This window comes from Streptomyces platensis, from assembly GCF_008704855.1.
GTDB lineage: Bacteria > Actinomycetota > Actinomycetes > Streptomycetales > Streptomycetaceae > Streptomyces > Streptomyces platensis.
In genome coordinates, this window is record NZ_CP023691.1 from 3,936,834 (window position 1) to 3,953,523 (window position 16,690).

Below are 16,690 nucleotides of genomic sequence, written 5' to 3' on the forward strand. Positions count from 1 at the left end.
CCTCACCTACCAGGTGCGGGGGATTTCCCCCCGCCCGAGGACGGCGCCCGCCACGACGGACCGGGCAGGCGCCGCACCGGCTCACCCCTCGGCGATCACCACGGCGGAGGCGACCCCCGCGTCATGGCTCAGCGACACATGCCACGAGCGGACCCCGAGCTCCGCCGCCCGTGCCTCGACCGTGCCCTGCACCCGCAGCCGCGGCTGCCCGCTGTCCTCGACGTACACCTCGGCATCGGTCCAGCGCAGCCCGCTCGGCGCCCCGAGCGCCTTGGCCAGCGCCTCCTTGGCGGCGAACCGCGCCGCCAGGGAGGCGATGCCGCGCCGTTCACCGCTCGGCAATATCAGCTCGTCCTCGATGAACAGCCGATGCGCCAGCTCCGGCGTGCGCTCCAGCGCCGCCTCGAACCGGTCGATCTCGGCGACATCGATCCCCACCCCGATGATCACTCCACCGTCACCGACTTGGCGAGGTTGCGCGGCTGGTCGACCTCGTTGCCACGGGCGGTGGCCAGTTCACAGGCGAAGACCTGCAACGGGACGGTGGACACCAGCGGCTGGAGCAGCACCGGCGTCCGCGGGATCCGTACGAGGTGGTCGGCGTAGGGCACGACGGTCTCGTCGCCCTCCTCCGCGATGACGATGGTCCGCGCGCCCCGGGCCCGGATCTCCTGGATGTTCGACACGATCTTGTCGTGCAGCACGGACCGCCCGCGCGGCGACGGCACCACGACGACGACCGGCAGATCGTCCTCGATCAGCGCGATCGGCCCGTGCTTGAGCTCCCCGGCCGCGAAGCCCTCCGCATGCATGTACGCAAGCTCCTTGAGCTTCAGCGCACCCTCCAGCGCCACCGGATAGCCCACATGCCGCCCGAGGAACAGCACCGTGTTCTTGTCGGCGAGGGAGCGCGCCAGCTCCCGTACCGGCTCCATCGTGCCGAGCACCTGCTCGACCTGGGTGCCGATGGCGGCCAGTTCGCGCACCACCGCCCGGATCTCGTCGCCCCACTTCGTGCCCCGCACCTGCGCGACGTACAGCGCCACCAGATAGCAGGCCACCAGCTGCGTAAGAAACGCCTTCGTCGACGCCACCGCCACCTCGGGCCCGGCGTGCGTGTACAGCACCGCGTCCGACTCCCGCGGGATGGTCGAGCCGTTCGTGTTGCAGATGGCGAGCACCTTCGCGCCCTGCTCACGGGCGTGCCGCAGCGCCATCAGGGTGTCCATCGTCTCGCCGGACTGGCTGATCGCGATCACCAGCGTGTGCCGGTCCAGGATCGGGTCGCGGTAGCGGAATTCGCTGGCCAGCTCGGTCTCGCAGGGGATCCGCGTCCAGTGCTCGATCGCGTACTTGGCGATCATCCCCGCGTGGTACGCCGTCCCGCACGCCACGATGACGACCTTGTCGACCTCGCGCAGCACCTCCGGCGGGATCCGCACCTCGTCCAGCGACAGCACGCCCGACGCGTCGATCCGCCCCAGCAGCGTGTCCGCGACGGCCTTCGGCTGCTCCGCGATCTCCTTCAGCATGAAGTAGTCGTAGCCGCCCTTCTCGGCGGCCGAGGCGTCCCAGTCGACGTGGTACTCGCGCACCTCGGCGGGCGCCCCGTCGAAGTCGGTGACCGTCACGGCCTCCCGGCGCAGCTCCACGACCTGGTCCTGGCCCAGCTCGATCGCCTCGCGGGTGTGCGCGATGAACGCCGCCACATCGGAGGCCAGGAAGGCCTCGCCGTCCCCGACGCCCACCACCAGCGGCGAGTTCCGGCGCGCCCCGACGACCACATCCGGCTCATCGGCATGCACCGCGACCAGCGTGAACGCGCCCTCCAGCCGCCGGCACACCTGCCGCATCGCCTCGGCCAGCTCACCGCACGACGAGTAGCACTCCGCGAGCAGATGCGCCACGACCTCGGTGTCCGTCTCGGATGCCAACTCGTGCCCGCGGTCGGTGAGTTCGGCGCGCAGCCCGGCGAAGTTCTCGATGATGCCGTTGTGCACGACCGAGACCCGGCCGGCGTTGTCCAGATGCGGATGGGCGTTCTCGTCGGTGGGCCCGCCGTGCGTGGCCCACCGGGTGTGCCCGATCCCCGTCGCACCGGCCGGCAGCGGACGGTCCGCCAGCTCCTTCTCCAGGTTGGCCAGTTTCCCGGCCTTCTTGGCCGCCGCCAGACCACCATCGGCCAGCACGGCGACCCCCGCCGAGTCATACCCGCGGTACTCCAGCCGCTTCAGCCCGGCCAGGACGACGTCAAGGGCGCTCTGCCCGCCCACATATCCCACGATTCCGCACATGGAGGCAGCGTACGCGCCACGTCCCGCACCACGGCGGTACGGCAACGCGCCCGGCTCCGCGGCCGTAGCGCCTGCCCTGAAAGGGTCACCCACCCGCTCCGGGACCGGCGTCCGGCAGGAAGCCCTGAAGGTGTCGGGTGCGACTGTCCTTCACCCACCACCGGGCCATGAACAAGGCGCCATAAGCAACAGCGCACAAGATGAGCGTCGCCCAGCGTCCAACACCGACGGCGACCACGCTGAGCGCGAACACCCCCACCAGAAGCCACCACAACCCACCAGCGTGCAGCTTCGGATCCCAGGCCGGGAACGTCCGAATCGCCCGCAAGCCGTCTCCCCCGGGGAGGGACCCGGCAGTAGGTACAGGGGTGCCCTCCGGACAGTCCGACGCATCGGCGACCCTGAGGACACCCCGCACACATCGCTGCCCGTCCAGGACCAGCACCGCGCGGACCCGCTTCGGTCCAGGGCGACTGTCGGCGACTTTCTCCCAGTACAGCTTTGCTTGAAGGCCCTTGATTTCCCGGGAAAGCTGAGCGGGATCGACCACCGGGTCAAGCAGCATTTCCAGGAAGCCTCCCTCAGCGTGAACGAGTTTCAGCCGAGGCTTCGGTTGTTTTGTCGTCACCCCCTTGCTGTCGGTGAGTTCATCCACCGCCACACCGACACTCTTCACCGTTACGGGGAGCGAACGACAAAGGCCCGCCATCACAGGGCGCCTAAGGCTGCGGGAAACCCTACTGGAAACCTCGCCAAGAACACCGCAGAGCGAGCAGAAGACTGCGAGGGCACCTACGCCTGCCAGCATGAGGGGATGCCCGGCGCCCCCCATCCTCTCTTCCAGGACCTCCCGGTCGGTGTTCACGAGAAAGCCAAGCTCGGCGGACGACGGTGCGTAGAGGGCCCAGATCTCGTCGCCGCGTTCCACCTGGCGCTTCGATGTGAACTCGGCTTTCTCGGATCTCGTTCCGGCATCGAACGGTACGGATACCCGGGCAACCACCCTGTAGTTCCTCGAGTTCTTGCTCCGGACGTACTCGGACGAGAGTACTTTCTGAACGGACACCGCTTGAATGCCGCCTTTGGCTTCGGTAATCCGAGCCGCTTCCGGGGAGGACGAAAGGGCCGCGTAGAAGAACAGTCCCACGGGCACGATGCCGGCGCACAATCCGGCGGCGATCCACCCACGATTGCGCTCAGGCCACCAGTGGCTACGCGTCCCGGTCCGCCCCTCTCGCGGCAAGGGCCCCCGCCGCAGACACACGAGGGCACCCACCAGGCCACCTGCCACCAGCGCAAGGCAGCCGAGCAGGTCCCAGCGCGGCAACAGGGCGGAGGGCCGCATCAACACCAGCAGCACAGCAGCCAGCATTCCTGCACCCGCCGCCGTGAGAAAGGCGTTGACGGCCCGGGTCCGAATCATCCGAAAGTATCCTTCACGCTTCGACTCTGAGGGGTTGACTTGGCATCAGGCTGCTTTTCCTCCGCCTCATCCTCCCCCTGGACCACAGCCTGGCCTGCTCCTGCCAAGCCCGCGCTGATCCCACCCATCGGGCCGTCGATCGACAGCGCGGGGCCGCTCCGCTCAGGCGCCGGGATGAAGCCCTCAGGCACCTGGAACCCTTCGGTCGGCTGATTGAGGCGCCCGACTCCCGCGACGGCCGCGCCACCCGCGGCACCACCAACGGCATTGGCTGCGGTACCCCACGCGAACTCTTCCAAGTTGGACGCATCGCCGTTTGCCGCCTTAACGGCCTCTGTACCCCAGCCGCCGACGACGTTGCCGGTGGCACCCCCAGCCGCTCCGCTCGCAGCTTCACGGAGCAACGTCGGCGCATGACTTCCTTCTACAAGTTTCGCGACCTTGAGCCCGGGTGCCGTACCCACAGCCGCACCCACCCCACCCTGCCAGGTCGCATCCCAGAGGTCCTTGCCGCTTACCGAGCCGCCAGACCATGCCGCGCCCGCAACAGATCCCGCGGTGTTTCCCACCCAGTTGATGGCCACGTTCGTGAGAAACTTGTTCGCCTTCGCAAGCTGAGCAATGCGCCGGAACGCCGAAGCGAGCCGCGTGAGCATCGAGGCCAGGCGAGCAGAGACGCGAGCGGCCTGCGCGGCAAGGCGGGTCGCGTTGGCGGCCGCGGCTGCTCCTCCGAAGCCTAACGTCACGAAGGACAGAGCGACGCCGACGCCGATCGAGACGCCGATCTCGACGTAGATCGCATGGATCTCATCGTTGACCTCTTCGATGGAATCGGCGGCTTCATCGAGTCCCTTCGCCGCGTGGGTAAAGGTGGGCTCCGTCTTCTCAATGCCCGCCTTCAGCGCGTTCCAGTGGTGCTCGAAGGCATCGGCCGAATCGCCCTTCCAGTGTTCGCCGAGCGTCGCCTGTACCTTTTTATCGAGAGCATCGAAGGCTTCCTCCATCTCCGAGCCCATATTGCGCCAAGCTGTGGCTGCCGCCCGCAGGACATCCGGCCGACCGCCGGGGTTCACGAGCTCCAGCCCGGCCTCGACGATCTCCTCGCCGACTCCTTCGTTGCTCACTTTTCCCCCCGCTTGAATGCAGCAGCGATGTGTTCGTCCGACTCCTCGCTGTTTTTCACATTCTCCCGCAGGAGTTCGCCGATCGCCTCAAGGTGCTTATGAAGCTTCCCCAGAGACTCCGACATGTTCTCGGACAGCTCGATGTACGCGGAGGTGACCTCCTCGGACTCGGTCAGCAGGCCGAACCCATCGTGGATCGCCTCAGAGTCCGTCTTCCCCTTGAACCCTTTGAGGGCACTCTCAATGTCATACGCATAGCTGGCAAATTCTTTCCCAAGTTTTCCCAGCTCAGCAGGTTCAATATGGAATTCTTTGGCCACCGGAGCCCCCCGAGTCCTCTGCATCGCCAGCTGCGCATCAATACACAACGCAGCCCAGCGCCCCTGCTTCTGACCGGGCCAGGCTAGTTAGATTCATCCGCGGCGAGGGGGCCGATTCGCCGAATCAGCCCCCTCCACCCCGGGGTATTTCACTGAATATGTCGGGATTTGATTGCTCTCAAACTTCACAAAGGTGCGGTAATGAGCCCTCATCAATGTGGCTGATCCACGCTGGAGGCACCCAACGCCCCCACGCACCCGACGCTCCGTCAGTACCCCCGCGATATCCGCGCGTGCGCCTCCCGCACCGTCTCCAAGGACTCCTCGTCCGCCTCGGCGTCCCCGCCGGGCCCGCCGCCCGGCTCGTAGCGCTCCAGGAAATCGGCGAGATCCTCGCCCAGGTCCTCGTCCGGCAGTTCCTCGGCCAGCTCGGCGTACACCTGGGCGGCGAAGCCGTCCGTGGTGCAGTCCGGACCGGTGTGGTCCGCGCCGGCGCTTCTCCCCCATGGCCGATGTCCCAGCAGACCGGCCTTACGCGTGCGCACCCGAACCCCCCTGATTCGTCCGCGGCCCGTCTCCGGGCCCTTCCCCGCCGCTGACCGTACCGGGCAATACCGACCCGGTACAGACAGGGTGGCTGAGATTCACCCAAGCCCACCCCGACATCCACAAGACCACCTTCCGGCGCCCGGCGGGCCACCCCGAGATGAACGGCGGGTGGCGGCTGCGCACAATGGGCGCGTGCCCCAGACGACCGATCCGCAGCAACGACGCCGCGCCGACAGCTCCCCGTACGTCGATCTGACGCGCGCGCAGTGGAGCGCCCTGCGGGAGAAAACCCCGCTGCCCCTGACGGCCGATGAGGTCGAACAGCTGCGTGGCCTGGGCGATGTCATCGACCTCGACGAGGTACGCGATGTCTATCTCCCGCTGTCCCGGCTCCTCAACCTCTACGTCGGCGCCACCAGCAATCTGCGCGGTGCGCTGAACACCTTCCTCGGCGACGCGGGCGGCGGCCCCCAGCCCGGCACCCCGTTCGTCATCGGGGTCGCGGGCAGCGTGGCGGTCGGCAAGTCCACCACCGCGCGGCTGCTCCAGGCGCTGCTGGCCCGCTGGCCCGAGCACCCACGCGTCGAGCTGGTCACCACCGACGGCTTCCTCTTCCCCAACGCCGAACTGCACCGGCGCGGTCTGATGTCCCGCAAGGGCTTCCCGGAGTCCTACGACCGGCGGGCGCTGACCCGCTTCGTCGCGGCGGTGAAGTCCGGCAAGGCCCAGGTCACCGCGCCGGTCTACTCCCACCTGATCTACGACATCGTGCCGGGCGAGCAGCTGACCGTGCAGCGCCCCGACATCCTCATCGTCGAGGGCCTGAACGTCCTCCAGCCGGCCCTGCCCGGCAAGGACGGTCGCACCCGCCTCGGGCTCGCCGACTTCTTCGACTTCTCCGTCTACGTCGACGCCCGCACCGAGGACATCGAGAAGTGGTACCTCGGCCGCTTCCGCAAGCTGCGCGAGACCGCCTTCCAGAACCCGTTCTCGTACTTCCGCAAGTACACCCAGGTCTCCGAGGACGAGGCCCTCGACTACGCCCGGATGATCTGGCGCACCGTCAACAAGCCCAACCTGCAACAGAACGTCGCCCCGACCCGCGGCCGTGCCAACCTGGTGCTCCGCAAGGGGCCGGACCACAAGGTGCAACGGCTGTCGTTGCGCAAACTCTAGGGAGTGCGAACACCGTGCTGCATCTGCGCCTGATCGTCCCCGCGGACCGTACGGACGAGGTGCTCCAGCTGCTGGAGCAGACCGTCGGGACCACCCATCTCGTCGTGCTGAGCGGGGCGGCCCGGGAGCCGAGGGGCGATGTGGTGCTGTGCGATGTCGCCCGGGAGGCCGGTGACGGACTGCTGGCCCGGCTGCGGGAGATGGGCCTCGACCGGAGTGGTTCCATCGCGCTGGAGCACATCGATCTCTCGCTGTCCCGGCGGGCCGACCGGGCGGAGGACGAGGCCCCCGGCGAGGGCGCGGACGCCGTGCTGTGGGAGTCGCTGACCGACGCCACCCACGAGGAGTCGACGCTGTCGGCCACCTACCTCGCGTTCCTGACCCTCGCGACGATGATCGCGGCCTGCGGTGTGGTCCTCGACAACGCCATCCTGATCGTCGGCGCGATGGCGGTCGGCCCCGAGTTCGGCCCGCTGGCGGGCATCTCCACGGCCCTGGTCCGGCGCGCCCTGCGGCCGGCCTGGCGCTCGCTGGTGGCGCTGGTCGTCGGCTTCGTCGTGGCCATGGTGCTGACCTGCGGCTTCAGCTACTTCATGGATGCGGTGGGGCTGTTCACCGAGCACCGGGTCGAGGGTCCGCGGCCCAATACGTCGTTCATCTGGCAGCCGGACTGGATGTCGTTCGTGGTGGCCTTCCTCGCCGGCGTCGCCGGCACCCTCTCGCTGACCTCGGCGAAGTCCGGCGCCCTGGTGGGCGTGGCCATCTCCGTGACGACCGTGCCCGCCGCCGCCAACGCCGCCGTCGCCTTCACCTACGGCGACTACGCGCAGACCTGGGGCTCCGTCGGCCAGCTCGGGCTGAACATGGTGGGCATCGTGATCGCCGGCACCCTCACCCTGGCCACCCAGAAGCTGCTGTGGGCCCGGCACGGCACCCTCCCGGTCGCCCGCTAGCGACCGGAAACGGCCTCGCCCCGGAGCGGACGCCTCCGCCCCGGACCGGAAACGGCCTCGCCCCGGGGCGGCAAGGTGCCGCCCCGGGGCGAGGCCGTTTCCTCAGCGGTGACCGCGGCCACCGCCTACGCCACTCATCCCAGCGCCGACTTGACCGCGTCCGCCAGCCGCTCGGCCACCGCACGGGCCTGCTCGATGTCCGCCGCCTCCACCATGACCCGCACCAGCGGCTCCGTACCGGACGGCCGCAGCAGCACGCGCCCGGTGGCGCCCAGCTCGCGCTCCGCCTCGGCGACCGCCGCGGTCACCTCGGGCGAGGTGGCCACCCGGGACTTGTCGACGTCGGGGACGTTGATCAGGATCTGCGGCAGCCGCTCCATGACGCCCGCCAGCTCGGCCAGCGGCTTGCCGGTCGTGGCGACCCGGGCGGCCAGCATCAGACCGGTCAGCGTGCCGTCACCGGTGGTGGCGTGGTCCAGCACGATGACGTGCCCGGACTGCTCACCGCCCAGCGCGAGGCCGTGCGCCTTCATCTCCTCCAGGACGTAGCGGTCGCCGACCGCGGTCTGGACGAGGTCGATGCCCGCGCCCTCCATGGCCAGCTTGAAGCCGAGGTTCGACATCACGGTGGCGACCACGATGTTCTTGCGCAGCGTGCCCGCCTCGCGCATCCCGAGCGCCAGGACGGCCAGGATCTGGTCGCCGTCGATCTCGTTGCCCGCGTGATCCACGGCCAGGCAGCGGTCCGCGTCGCCGTCGTGGGCGACACCCAGGTCCGCGCCGTGCTCGACCACGGCCGCCCGCAGCAGCTCCAGGTGCGTGGAGCCGCAGCCGTCGTTGATGTTCAGGCCGTCGGGGTCGGTACCGATCGTGATGACGTCGGCACCGGCCCGGGCGAACGCCTCGGGCGAGACCCGCGCCGCCGCGCCATGGGCGCCATCGATGACGATCTTCAGCCCGTCCAGCCGGTTGGGCAGCACACCGACGAGGTGCGCGACATAGTTGTCGAAGCCCTCGTCATAGACGGTGACCCGGCCCACACCGGCACCGGTCGGCCGCTCCCAGGGCTCGCCGGAGCTGTGCGCGCGGTAGGTCTGCTCGATCCGGTCCTCCAGCTCGTCGGCGAGCTTGTGGCCGCCGCGGGCGAAGAACTTGATGCCGTTGTCGGGCATCGGGTTGTGGCTGGCGGAGAGCATCACGCCGAGGTCCGCACCGAGCGAGCCGGTCAGATACGCGACCGCCGGGGTCGGGAGCACCCCCACCCGCAGCACGTCCACACCGGCGCTGGCCAGGCCCGCGACGACCGCGGCCTCCAGGAACTCACCGGACGCGCGTGGATCGCGTCCGACCACCGCCACCGGCCGGTGCCCCTCGAAGGTGCCGGCTTCCGCGAGCACATGCGCCGCAGCGACCGACAGACCGAGCGCCAGCTCCGCCGTCAGATCCGCATTGGCGACGCCGCGCACACCGTCCGTGCCGAAGAGTCGTCCCACTGGTGTCCTCCGAGTAGATGAGCTTGGACCAGAGCATTAAGTCCAGGTATACGCCCCTGGTCCCGGATAGCCGAACGCCCCGGCAGCACGGAGGTGCCACCGGGGCGTTCGCCAAGATGCTGCATGGTGCAGCACGCGCGATTAGCGCTTGCTGTACTGCGGCGCCTTACGGGCCTTCTTGAGACCGGCCTTCTTGCGCTCGACCGCACGGTCGTCACGCTTGAGGAACCCGGCCTTCTTCAGCGCACCGCGGTTGTTGTCCACGTCCGCCTCGTTCAGCGCACGGGCCACGCCCAGGCGCAGCGCACCGGCCTGGCCGGAGATGCCGCCGCCGGAGATGCGGGCGACGACGTCGTAGCGGTTGTCGAGCTCGAGCACCTTGAAGGGCTCGTTGACTTCCTGCTGGTGCACCTTGTTGGGGAAGTAGCCCTCAAGGGTGCGACCGTTGATCTTCCACTGGCCGGTGCCCGGAACGATCCGGACGCGGGCGATGGCGTTCTTGCGACGGCCCAGGCCGGCCGCCGGCTGCGGGTCGCCGAAGCGGGAGGCGAGGGACTCGGAGGTGTACTCCGACTCCACGACCTCGGTCTCGGTGGTGTATTCCTCGACGGCGTCTTCGTTCTCGTTCTCGATGACGGTCTCGGGAGTGGTCTCGGCCACGATGCTCCTCAGAATTCTCTGTCGTCTTAGGGGGTGGCCGGACTTACTGCGCGACCTGGGTGATCTCGAACGGGACCGGCTGCTGCGCAGCGTGCGGGTGCTCGGCACCTGCGTAGACCTTCAGCTTCGAGAGCATCTGACGGCCGAGGGTGTTCTTGGGGAGCATGCCCTTGATGGCCTTCTCGACGGCCTTCTCGGGGTTCTTGTCGAGCAGCTCGTCGTAACGGACCGACCGCAGACCGCCCGGGAAGCCCGAGTGGCGGTAGGCCATCTTCTGGGTCCGCTTGTTGCCGGACAGGTGCACCTTGTCGGCGTTGACGATGATGACGAAGTCACCCATGTCAACGTGCGGCGCGTAGACCGGCTTGTGCTTGCCCCGCAGGAGGGACGCGGCCTGGGTGGCCAGACGGCCCAGGACAACGTCCTGCGCGTCAATGATGTGCCACTGGCGCTGGACATCGCCGGGCTTGGGGCTGAACGTACGCACGTCTTAGCCTTCGCTTCTTAAGTGAATGGGTCCTGTACTGGTCGCCGTGACCGATCCCGCAGCAGGGCGGCACTACGGGTGACGCAACCCGATCGTCCGCCGCTGGTTATCGGCCCAGGGACCGGCGTAAGGGCCCCTCACGTGAGATAGAGCAAGCCAATACGCATAACGAACCAGCAGAATACCGGGCCGTCCCCAGCGGGGTCAAAACGCCCCCCGAACCGGCGTGCGGTCCGGGGCGTCCCCGGCCTACCGCTTCCGCTCCACCCGCCGCTCGTCCCACACCGGCTCCGCCGTCTCCCGCACCAGCCCGTCCGAGCCGAAGACCAGGAACCGGTCGAAGGACTTCGCGAACCACCGGTCGTGGGTGACCGCCACCACGGTGCCGTCGTACGCCTCCAGCCCCTCCTGAAGCGCCTCCGCCGACTCCAGGTCCAGGTTGTCGGTCGGCTCGTCGAGCAGCAGGGCGGTCGTCCCGGCCAGCTCCAGCAGCAGGATCTGGAAGCGCGCCTGCTGGCCGCCGGAGAGCCGCTCGAAGCGCTGCTCGGCCTGTTTCTCCAGCTCATAGCGGCGCAGCGCGGACATGGCCTGACCCTTGTCCTTGGCGTGTTCGGTCCACAGGATGTCGAGCAGGGGGCGGCCCATCAGCTCGGGGTGGGCATGCGTCTGCGCGAAGTGACCGGGGACGACCCGGGCGCCCAGCTTCCAAGCACCGGTGTGCGGGACGGGATTCTCCTCGTCCCCAGCCAGCAGCCGCAGGAAGTGCGACTTGCCGGAACCGTTGGAGCCGAGGACCGCGACCCGCTCGCCGTAGAAGATCTCCAGGGAGAAGGGCTTCATCAGGCCGGTGAGCTCCAGGTTCTCGCAGGTGACCGCGCGCACGCCGGTGCGCCCGCCGCGCAGCCGCATGGTGATCTCCTGCTCACGCGGCGGCTCCGGCGGCGGCCCGGCCTCCTCGAACTTCCGCAGCCGGGTCTGCGCCGCGGCATAGCGCGAGGCCATCTCATGGCTGATGGAGGCGGCCTGCCGCAGCGACACCACCAGCTTCTTCAGCTGGGCGTGCTTCTCGTCCCAGCGCCGCCGCAGCTCCTCGAAGCGGGCGAAGCGCTCCTTGCGTGCCTGGTGGTAGGTGCCGAAGCCGCCACCGTGCACCCAGACGTCGGAGCCCGCCGGGCCCGGCTCCACGCTGACGATCTTCTCCGCGGCGCGGGCCAGCAGCTCCCGGTCGTGCGAGACGAACAGCACCGTCTTACGGGTCTGCCGCAGCTGCTCCTCCAGCCACCGCTTGCCCGGCACGTCCAGATAGTTGTCCGGCTCGTCCAGCAGCAGCACCTCGTCGGTGCCGCGCAGCAGCGACTCCAGCACCAGCCGCTTCTGCTCACCGCCGGACAGCGTGCGCACCTTGCGCCACTGCGCCTTCTCGTACGGCATCCCCAGCGCCGCCGTCGTGCAGATGTCCCAGGCGGTCTCGGCCTCGTAGCCGCGCGCCTCGGCCCAGTCGCTGAGTGCCTGGGCATAGGCCATCTGCGCGGCCTCGTCGTCGTCCTCGGCGGTCATGATCGCCAGCTCGGCGGCGTCCACCGCCGCTGCCGCCTCCCTGATGCGCGGCTGTGCCACGGAAATCAGCAGGTCACGCACGGTGCGCTCATCCCGTACGGAGCCCACGAACTGCGGCATCACGCCCAGCCCGCCGCTGACCGTCACCGCCCCGCCGTGCGGCTGGAGCTCCCCCGCGATCAGCCGCAGCAGCGTCGTCTTGCCGGCCCCGTTGGCCCCCACCAGCGCGACCGGCGCGCCCTCCCCCACGCGGAAGGACACATCCCCCAGCAGGACCCTCCCGTCCGGCAGGTAGTACTCCAGATGTCCGGCCTCAAGATGTCCCATGAACGGGATTGTGACCGGCCTCCAAGCCTTCTACCAACCCCATTAGGATGCGCGGCATGAGCTTTGGGCAAGGCGGGCCGTTCGACGGCCCCGGGGGTTCTTCGTCGTCCACGCCGGACTGGGGCGCACTCGCCGAGGAGAGTGAGGCACAGTCCCGCCGCAAGCGTCTGCTGTGGATCGGCGGCGGCGTGCTGGCGGCCCTCGCGGTGGCCGGCATCGTCACCGCCGCCGTCATGACCGGCGGCGCGAAGGGCGGCAGTCCGACGGCGTCGCCCAGCGCGTCCGACGAGGCCGCGGAGCCGGACGACAAGCCGTCCTTCCCGGACGTCTCCGTCCCGCCCCCGCCCAACCCGCGGGACTACATCTCCGACCCCAAGAAGGACAGGGCGCCGCTGACGCCCGCCACCCTCTTCCCGCAGAAGAGCATGGTCGTCGGCGAGCACACCTACCCCCGCGCCAAGACCGCCGGCACCAAGGACTGCACCGCCGCCGCCCAGGGCCCGCTGGTCTCCTCGCTGACCCACAACGGCTGCCGGCAGCTGCTGCGGGCCACGTACGCCAAGGGCGGTGTCGCGGTCACCATCGGCATCGCGGTCTTCGACTCCCCGGCCCAGGCCACCAAGGTCATGAACGAGAACAAGGCCAACCTCATGCCGCTGCCCGGCGGCGGTGTCCCCGGAAACTTCTGCCAGGGCACGAAGTGCCGGATGGCGACCAACGCCACCGGCCGCTACGCCTACTTCACGATCGCCGGCTACCTCAACGGCAAGGACGTCACCGGCGCCGAGACCAAGGCCCGGCAGATCGCCCGGGACGGCGGCGCCTACGCGTTCAGCCAGATCACCCAGCGCGGCAAGGACCAGGCCGCCAAGGCCGCCGAGCAGCAGCTGAAGGAAGCCCGGGAGAAGGCCGGCCAGTCCTGACGCCTCCGGTGGCGCCGCCCCTCCGGCGGCGCCACCACCGGGCCGCCGCTCAGCAGCAGCCGGCCGCCGGCAGCGTCCGCTTGTTCCGCGCCTCCTGGTTACGCGCCATCAGCAGCTCGTCGGCGGGATAGCCGACCTCCTCCAGCGTCAGCCCATGGGGCCGTACGACATGCACGGCCGAGTCCCGCACCCCGGCGGCCAGCACCTTGCCCGGCCACTCCACCGGCCGGTGCCCGTCCCCGACGAACAGCATCGCCCCCACCAGCGACCGCACCATGTTGTGGCAGAAGGCATCGGCCCGCACGGTCGCCGTGATGATCCCGTCGGCCCCGCGCACCCAGCTCAGCTCCTGGAGCGTACGGATCGTCGTCGCGCCCTCCCGGCGCTTGCAGTACGCCGCGAAGTCGTGCTCACCCAGCAGCGGCCGGGAGGCCTCGTTCATCGCCTCGACGTCCAGCTCCCAGTCGTGCCACAGCACATGGCCGCGCAGCAGCGGGTCCACCCCGCCGTGGTGATCGGTGACCCGGTACGCATAGCGCCGCCAGATCGCCGAGAACCGTGCGTTGAAGCCGTACGGCGCCTCGGCGAGCCGCCACACCCGGACATCCTTCGGCAGCCGCCCGGCCAGCCGCCGCAGCAGCTTGTCCTGGTGCTCGGCCCACAGCTCCGCGGGCAGATCCACATGCGCCACCTGCCCCCGCGCATGCACCCCGGCGTCCGTCCGCCCGGCCACGGTGAGCTCATACGTCTCCGCGGACCGGGTCACCGTCCGCAGCGCGTCCTCGATCTCCCCCTGGACGGTCCGCCGCCCGCCGGCCTGCTTCGCCCATCCGGAGAAGTCCTTTCCGTCGTAGGAAAGGTCCATCCGCACCCGGACAGCGCCCGGCTTCACTTCGTCGCTCACACCAGCAATCCTCTCAAGCCCCGCGCGCGGCGCCCGCACCCGCATACGAAAGCGGGCCCGCCCCGAAGGGCGGACCCGCTGACGCTCAAGCCGGGACTCAGGCGTCCTTCGACTCCTCGGTCGCCTCGGCAGCCGGGGCCGCCTCCGCGTCCTTGGCCGCACGCTTGGTCGCGGCCTCGGCCTCACCGGTGGCCTGCTGGGCCACGGTCAGCGCCTCCACCAGCTCGATGACGGCCATGGGAGCGTTGTCGCCACGACGGTTACCGATCTTGGTGATACGGGTGTAGCCACCCGGGCGGTTCTCGAACCGCGGGGCGATCTCGGTGAAGAGCGTGTGCACGACGCTCTTGTCCGAGATCAGCTGCATGACCTGACGGCGGTTGTGAAGGTCGCCCTTCTTCGCCTTGGTCACCAGGCGCTCCGCGTACGGACGCAGACGACGGGCCTTGGCCTCGGTCGTCGTGATGCGGCCGTGCTCGAAGAGCGCGGTGGCCAGGTTGCGCAGCATGAGGCGCTCGTGCGCAGCGCTGCCGCCCAGACGGGCACCCTTGGCGGGCTTCGGCATTTTTTTCTCCTTGGTATCTGCCCCGGCCGTATCAGGTACCGAGGTCAGGACCCGGTGAGCGGTTGCTCACCGGCAACAACCAGCGCCCCGTAAGGGGCGCGGGGAACTGCGCGACCAGCCACAGCGGCCGCGCAGTCACAATCCAGCCGTCTCGACCGAACTCTTAGTACTGCTCGGTCTCGACGAAGCCCGCATCCGCGTCGTCGTCCGCGCCGAAGGCGTCGGCGGCGGCGGTCGGGTCGAATCCGGGCGGGCTGTCCTTGAGGGCCAGGCCCATGCCGGCCAGCTTCGCCTTGACCTCGTCGATCGACTTCGCACCGAAGTTGCGGATGTCGAGCAGGTCGGCCTCGGAGCGCGCCACGAGCTCACCCACGGAGTGGATGCCCTCACGCTTGAGGCAGTTGTACGAGCGGACCGTGAGCTCCAGCTCCTCGATCGGCAGCGCCAGGTCGGCGGCGAGGGCGGCGTCCGTGGGGGACGGGCCCATGTCGATGCCCTCGGCGTCGATGTTGAGCTCGCGCGCCAGACCGAACAGCTCGACCAGGGTCTTACCGGCGGACGCCATGGCGTCACGCGGGCGCATGGCCTGCTTGGTCTCGACGTCGACGATCAGCTTGTCGAAGTCGGTGCGCTGCTCGACACGGGTCGCCTCGACCTTGTAGGTGACCTTGAGCACCGGCGAGTAGATGGAGTCGACCGGGATACGGCCGATCTCCTGGCCCACCTGCTTGTTCTGGACGGCGGAGACGTAGCCGCGACCGCGCTCGACGGTCAGCTCCATCTCCAGCTTGCCCTTGCCGTTGAGCGTGGCGAGGACCAGGTCCGGGTTGTGCACCTCGACACCGGCCGGGGGCGCGATGTCAGCAGCGGTGACCAGGCCGGGACCCTGCTTGCGCAGGTACATCACGACCGGCTCGTCGTGCTCCGAGGAGACGACCAGCTGCTTGATGTTGAGGATGAGGTCGGTGACGTCCTCCTTGACGCCCGGCACGGTGGTGAACTCGTGCAGGACACCGTCGATGCGGATGGACGTGACCGCCGCACCCGGAATCGAGGACAGGAGGGTACGACGCAGAGAGTTACCGAGGGTGTAGCCGAAGCCCGGCTCCAGCGGCTCGATCACGAACCGGGAGCGGTATTCGTCGACGACCTCTTCGGTCAACGAGGGACGCTGAGCAATCAGCATGTTCTTCGATCCTTCAGTCGTGGACGCCCGCTATTTGACGCCCGCTGTACCGACAAGGGTACGGGCGGCACGGCGCCATCGGCTCCGTACCGCCCCCACCGGTCAGCTCTTACTTGGAGTAGAGCTCAACGATCAGCTGCTCCTGCACCTGGGTGTCGATCACCTGGCGCTCGGGCATGCTGTGCACGAGAATCCGCAGGTTCGACGGAATCGCTTCCAGCCAGGCCGGAACCGTCTTCTCGCCGGCCTCGGCCTTGGCCACCTCGAAGGGGGTCAGGTTCCGAGAGCCCTCGCGGACCTCGACGATGTCGTTCACGGCCACCCGCGCCGACGGGATGTCGGTCTTGCGGCCGTTCACAGTGATGTGTCCGTGACGCACCAGCTGACGGGCGTGGTCGCGGGACTTGGCAAAGCCGGCCCGGTAGACCACGTTGTCGAGGCGGGTCTCAAGGATGCGCAGAAGGTTCTCACCGGTCTTGCCGGTCTTCTGGTTCGCTTCCTTGTAGTAGTTCACGAACTGCTTCTCAAGGACACCGTAGATACGGCTGCACTTCTGCTTCTCACGAAGCTGGAGCAGGTACTCGCTGTCCTTGGTGCGCCCGCGACCGTGCTCACCCGGGGGGTAAGGACGGATCTCGATCGGGCACTTTGCGCTCTCGCACTTGCTCCCCTTGAGGAAGAGCTTCTGCTTCTCCCGACGGCAACGCTTGCAGTCGGCCCCGGTATAACGCGCCATTTTCCAGTTGTCT

Annotated in this window: 17 protein-coding genes; 3 read left to right on the top strand and 14 right to left on the bottom strand. The window is 68.9% G+C overall.

Going from position 1 to position 16,690, the window contains the following annotated elements:
- Positions 1-81: 81 nt before the first annotated feature.
- The 6 genes from CP981_RS17180 to CP981_RS17205 form a co-directional block, all read right to left on the bottom strand.
- Entirely contained in the window at positions 82-450 is a 369-nt protein-coding gene (locus CP981_RS17180) for a holo-ACP synthase (protein WP_085925706.1), read from the bottom strand.
- A complete protein-coding gene (gene glmS / locus CP981_RS17185; RefSeq protein ID WP_085925705.1) occupies positions 447-2,294 on the bottom strand; it encodes a glutamine--fructose-6-phosphate transaminase (isomerizing) in 1,848 nt (615 codons plus the stop codon). The genes CP981_RS17180 and glmS overlap by 4 nt, the downstream gene beginning before the upstream one ends.
- Positions 2,295-2,379: 85 nt before the next feature.
- Positions 2,380-3,717 carry a hypothetical protein gene (locus CP981_RS17190; protein ID WP_244329685.1) on the bottom strand — a complete coding sequence of 446 codons (1,338 nt, stop codon included), beginning with the start codon at positions 3,715-3,717 and terminating at the stop codon, positions 2,380-2,382.
- Positions 3,714-4,841 (bottom strand): WXG100 family type VII secretion target, encoded by a 1,128-nt coding sequence (locus tag CP981_RS17195; RefSeq protein ID WP_085925704.1) that lies wholly within the window; start codon positions 4,839-4,841, stop codon positions 3,714-3,716. The genes CP981_RS17190 and CP981_RS17195 overlap by 4 nt, the downstream gene beginning before the upstream one ends.
- A complete protein-coding gene (locus CP981_RS17200; RefSeq protein WP_085925703.1) occupies positions 4,838-5,161 on the bottom strand; it encodes a type VII secretion target in 324 nt (107 codons plus the stop codon). Before CP981_RS17200 ends, CP981_RS17195 begins: the two co-directional genes overlap by 4 nt.
- A gap of 269 nt (positions 5,162-5,430) precedes the next feature.
- The gene (locus CP981_RS17205) at positions 5,431-5,706 is read right to left on the bottom strand and encodes a hypothetical protein (protein WP_244329686.1); all 276 of its coding nucleotides are present in this window, start codon (positions 5,704-5,706) and stop codon (positions 5,431-5,433) included.
- A gap of 196 nt (positions 5,707-5,902) precedes the next feature.
- On the opposite strand from CP981_RS17205, the gene coaA reads away from it, so the two are divergent.
- Entirely contained in the window at positions 5,903-6,886 is a 984-nt protein-coding gene (gene coaA / locus CP981_RS17210) for a type I pantothenate kinase (protein WP_085925701.1), read from the top strand.
- A gap of 14 nt (positions 6,887-6,900) precedes the next feature.
- A complete protein-coding gene (locus CP981_RS17215) occupies positions 6,901-7,839 on the top strand; it encodes a DUF389 domain-containing protein (RefSeq protein ID WP_085925700.1) in 939 nt (312 codons plus the stop codon).
- A gap of 134 nt (positions 7,840-7,973) precedes the next feature.
- Here the strand turns inward: CP981_RS17215 and glmM are convergent, their stop codons facing one another.
- From glmM to CP981_RS17235, 4 genes are all read right to left on the bottom strand, one after another.
- Positions 7,974-9,332, bottom strand: a complete 1,359-nt coding sequence (glmM, locus tag CP981_RS17220) for a phosphoglucosamine mutase (RefSeq protein ID WP_085925699.1) — start codon at positions 9,330-9,332, stop codon at positions 7,974-7,976.
- A 141-nt stretch (positions 9,333-9,473) separates the two neighbouring features.
- A complete protein-coding gene (gene rpsI, locus CP981_RS17225) occupies positions 9,474-9,992 on the bottom strand; it encodes a 30S ribosomal protein S9 (RefSeq protein ID WP_085925698.1) in 519 nt (172 codons plus the stop codon).
- 43 nt (positions 9,993-10,035) lie between these two features.
- On the bottom strand, positions 10,036-10,479 hold the full coding sequence (gene rplM, locus CP981_RS17230) for a 50S ribosomal protein L13 (RefSeq protein WP_006604900.1): 444 nt from the start codon (positions 10,477-10,479) through the stop codon (positions 10,036-10,038).
- A gap of 249 nt (positions 10,480-10,728) precedes the next feature.
- The gene (locus CP981_RS17235; protein WP_085925697.1) at positions 10,729-12,363 is read right to left on the bottom strand and encodes an ABC-F family ATP-binding cassette domain-containing protein; all 1,635 of its coding nucleotides are present in this window, start codon (positions 12,361-12,363) and stop codon (positions 10,729-10,731) included.
- Positions 12,364-12,419: 56 nt separating this feature from the next.
- Here CP981_RS17235 and CP981_RS17240 point away from each other — a divergent pair, with 56 nt between their 5' ends.
- Entirely contained in the window at positions 12,420-13,286 is an 867-nt protein-coding gene (locus CP981_RS17240) for a hypothetical protein (RefSeq protein WP_085925696.1), read from the top strand.
- Between the two features lie 49 nt (positions 13,287-13,335).
- On the opposite strand, the gene truA is transcribed toward CP981_RS17240, so the two are convergent.
- From truA to rpsD, 4 genes are all read right to left on the bottom strand, one after another.
- Positions 13,336-14,190, bottom strand: coding sequence for a tRNA pseudouridine(38-40) synthase TruA (truA, locus tag CP981_RS17245; RefSeq protein WP_085925695.1), 855 nt, complete (start codon positions 14,188-14,190; stop codon positions 13,336-13,338).
- A 97-nt stretch (positions 14,191-14,287) separates the two neighbouring features.
- On the bottom strand, positions 14,288-14,755 hold the full coding sequence (gene rplQ / locus CP981_RS17250) for a 50S ribosomal protein L17 (protein WP_085925694.1): 468 nt from the start codon (positions 14,753-14,755) through the stop codon (positions 14,288-14,290).
- A 163-nt stretch (positions 14,756-14,918) separates the two neighbouring features.
- Positions 14,919-15,941, bottom strand: coding sequence for a DNA-directed RNA polymerase subunit alpha (locus tag CP981_RS17255; RefSeq protein WP_003956430.1), 1,023 nt, complete (start codon positions 15,939-15,941; stop codon positions 14,919-14,921).
- 109 nt (positions 15,942-16,050) lie between these two features.
- Complete coding sequence (gene rpsD, locus CP981_RS17260) at positions 16,051-16,677, bottom strand: 30S ribosomal protein S4 (RefSeq protein WP_042155896.1); 627 nt, start codon at positions 16,675-16,677, stop codon at positions 16,051-16,053.
- Positions 16,678-16,690 lie beyond the last annotated feature (13 nt).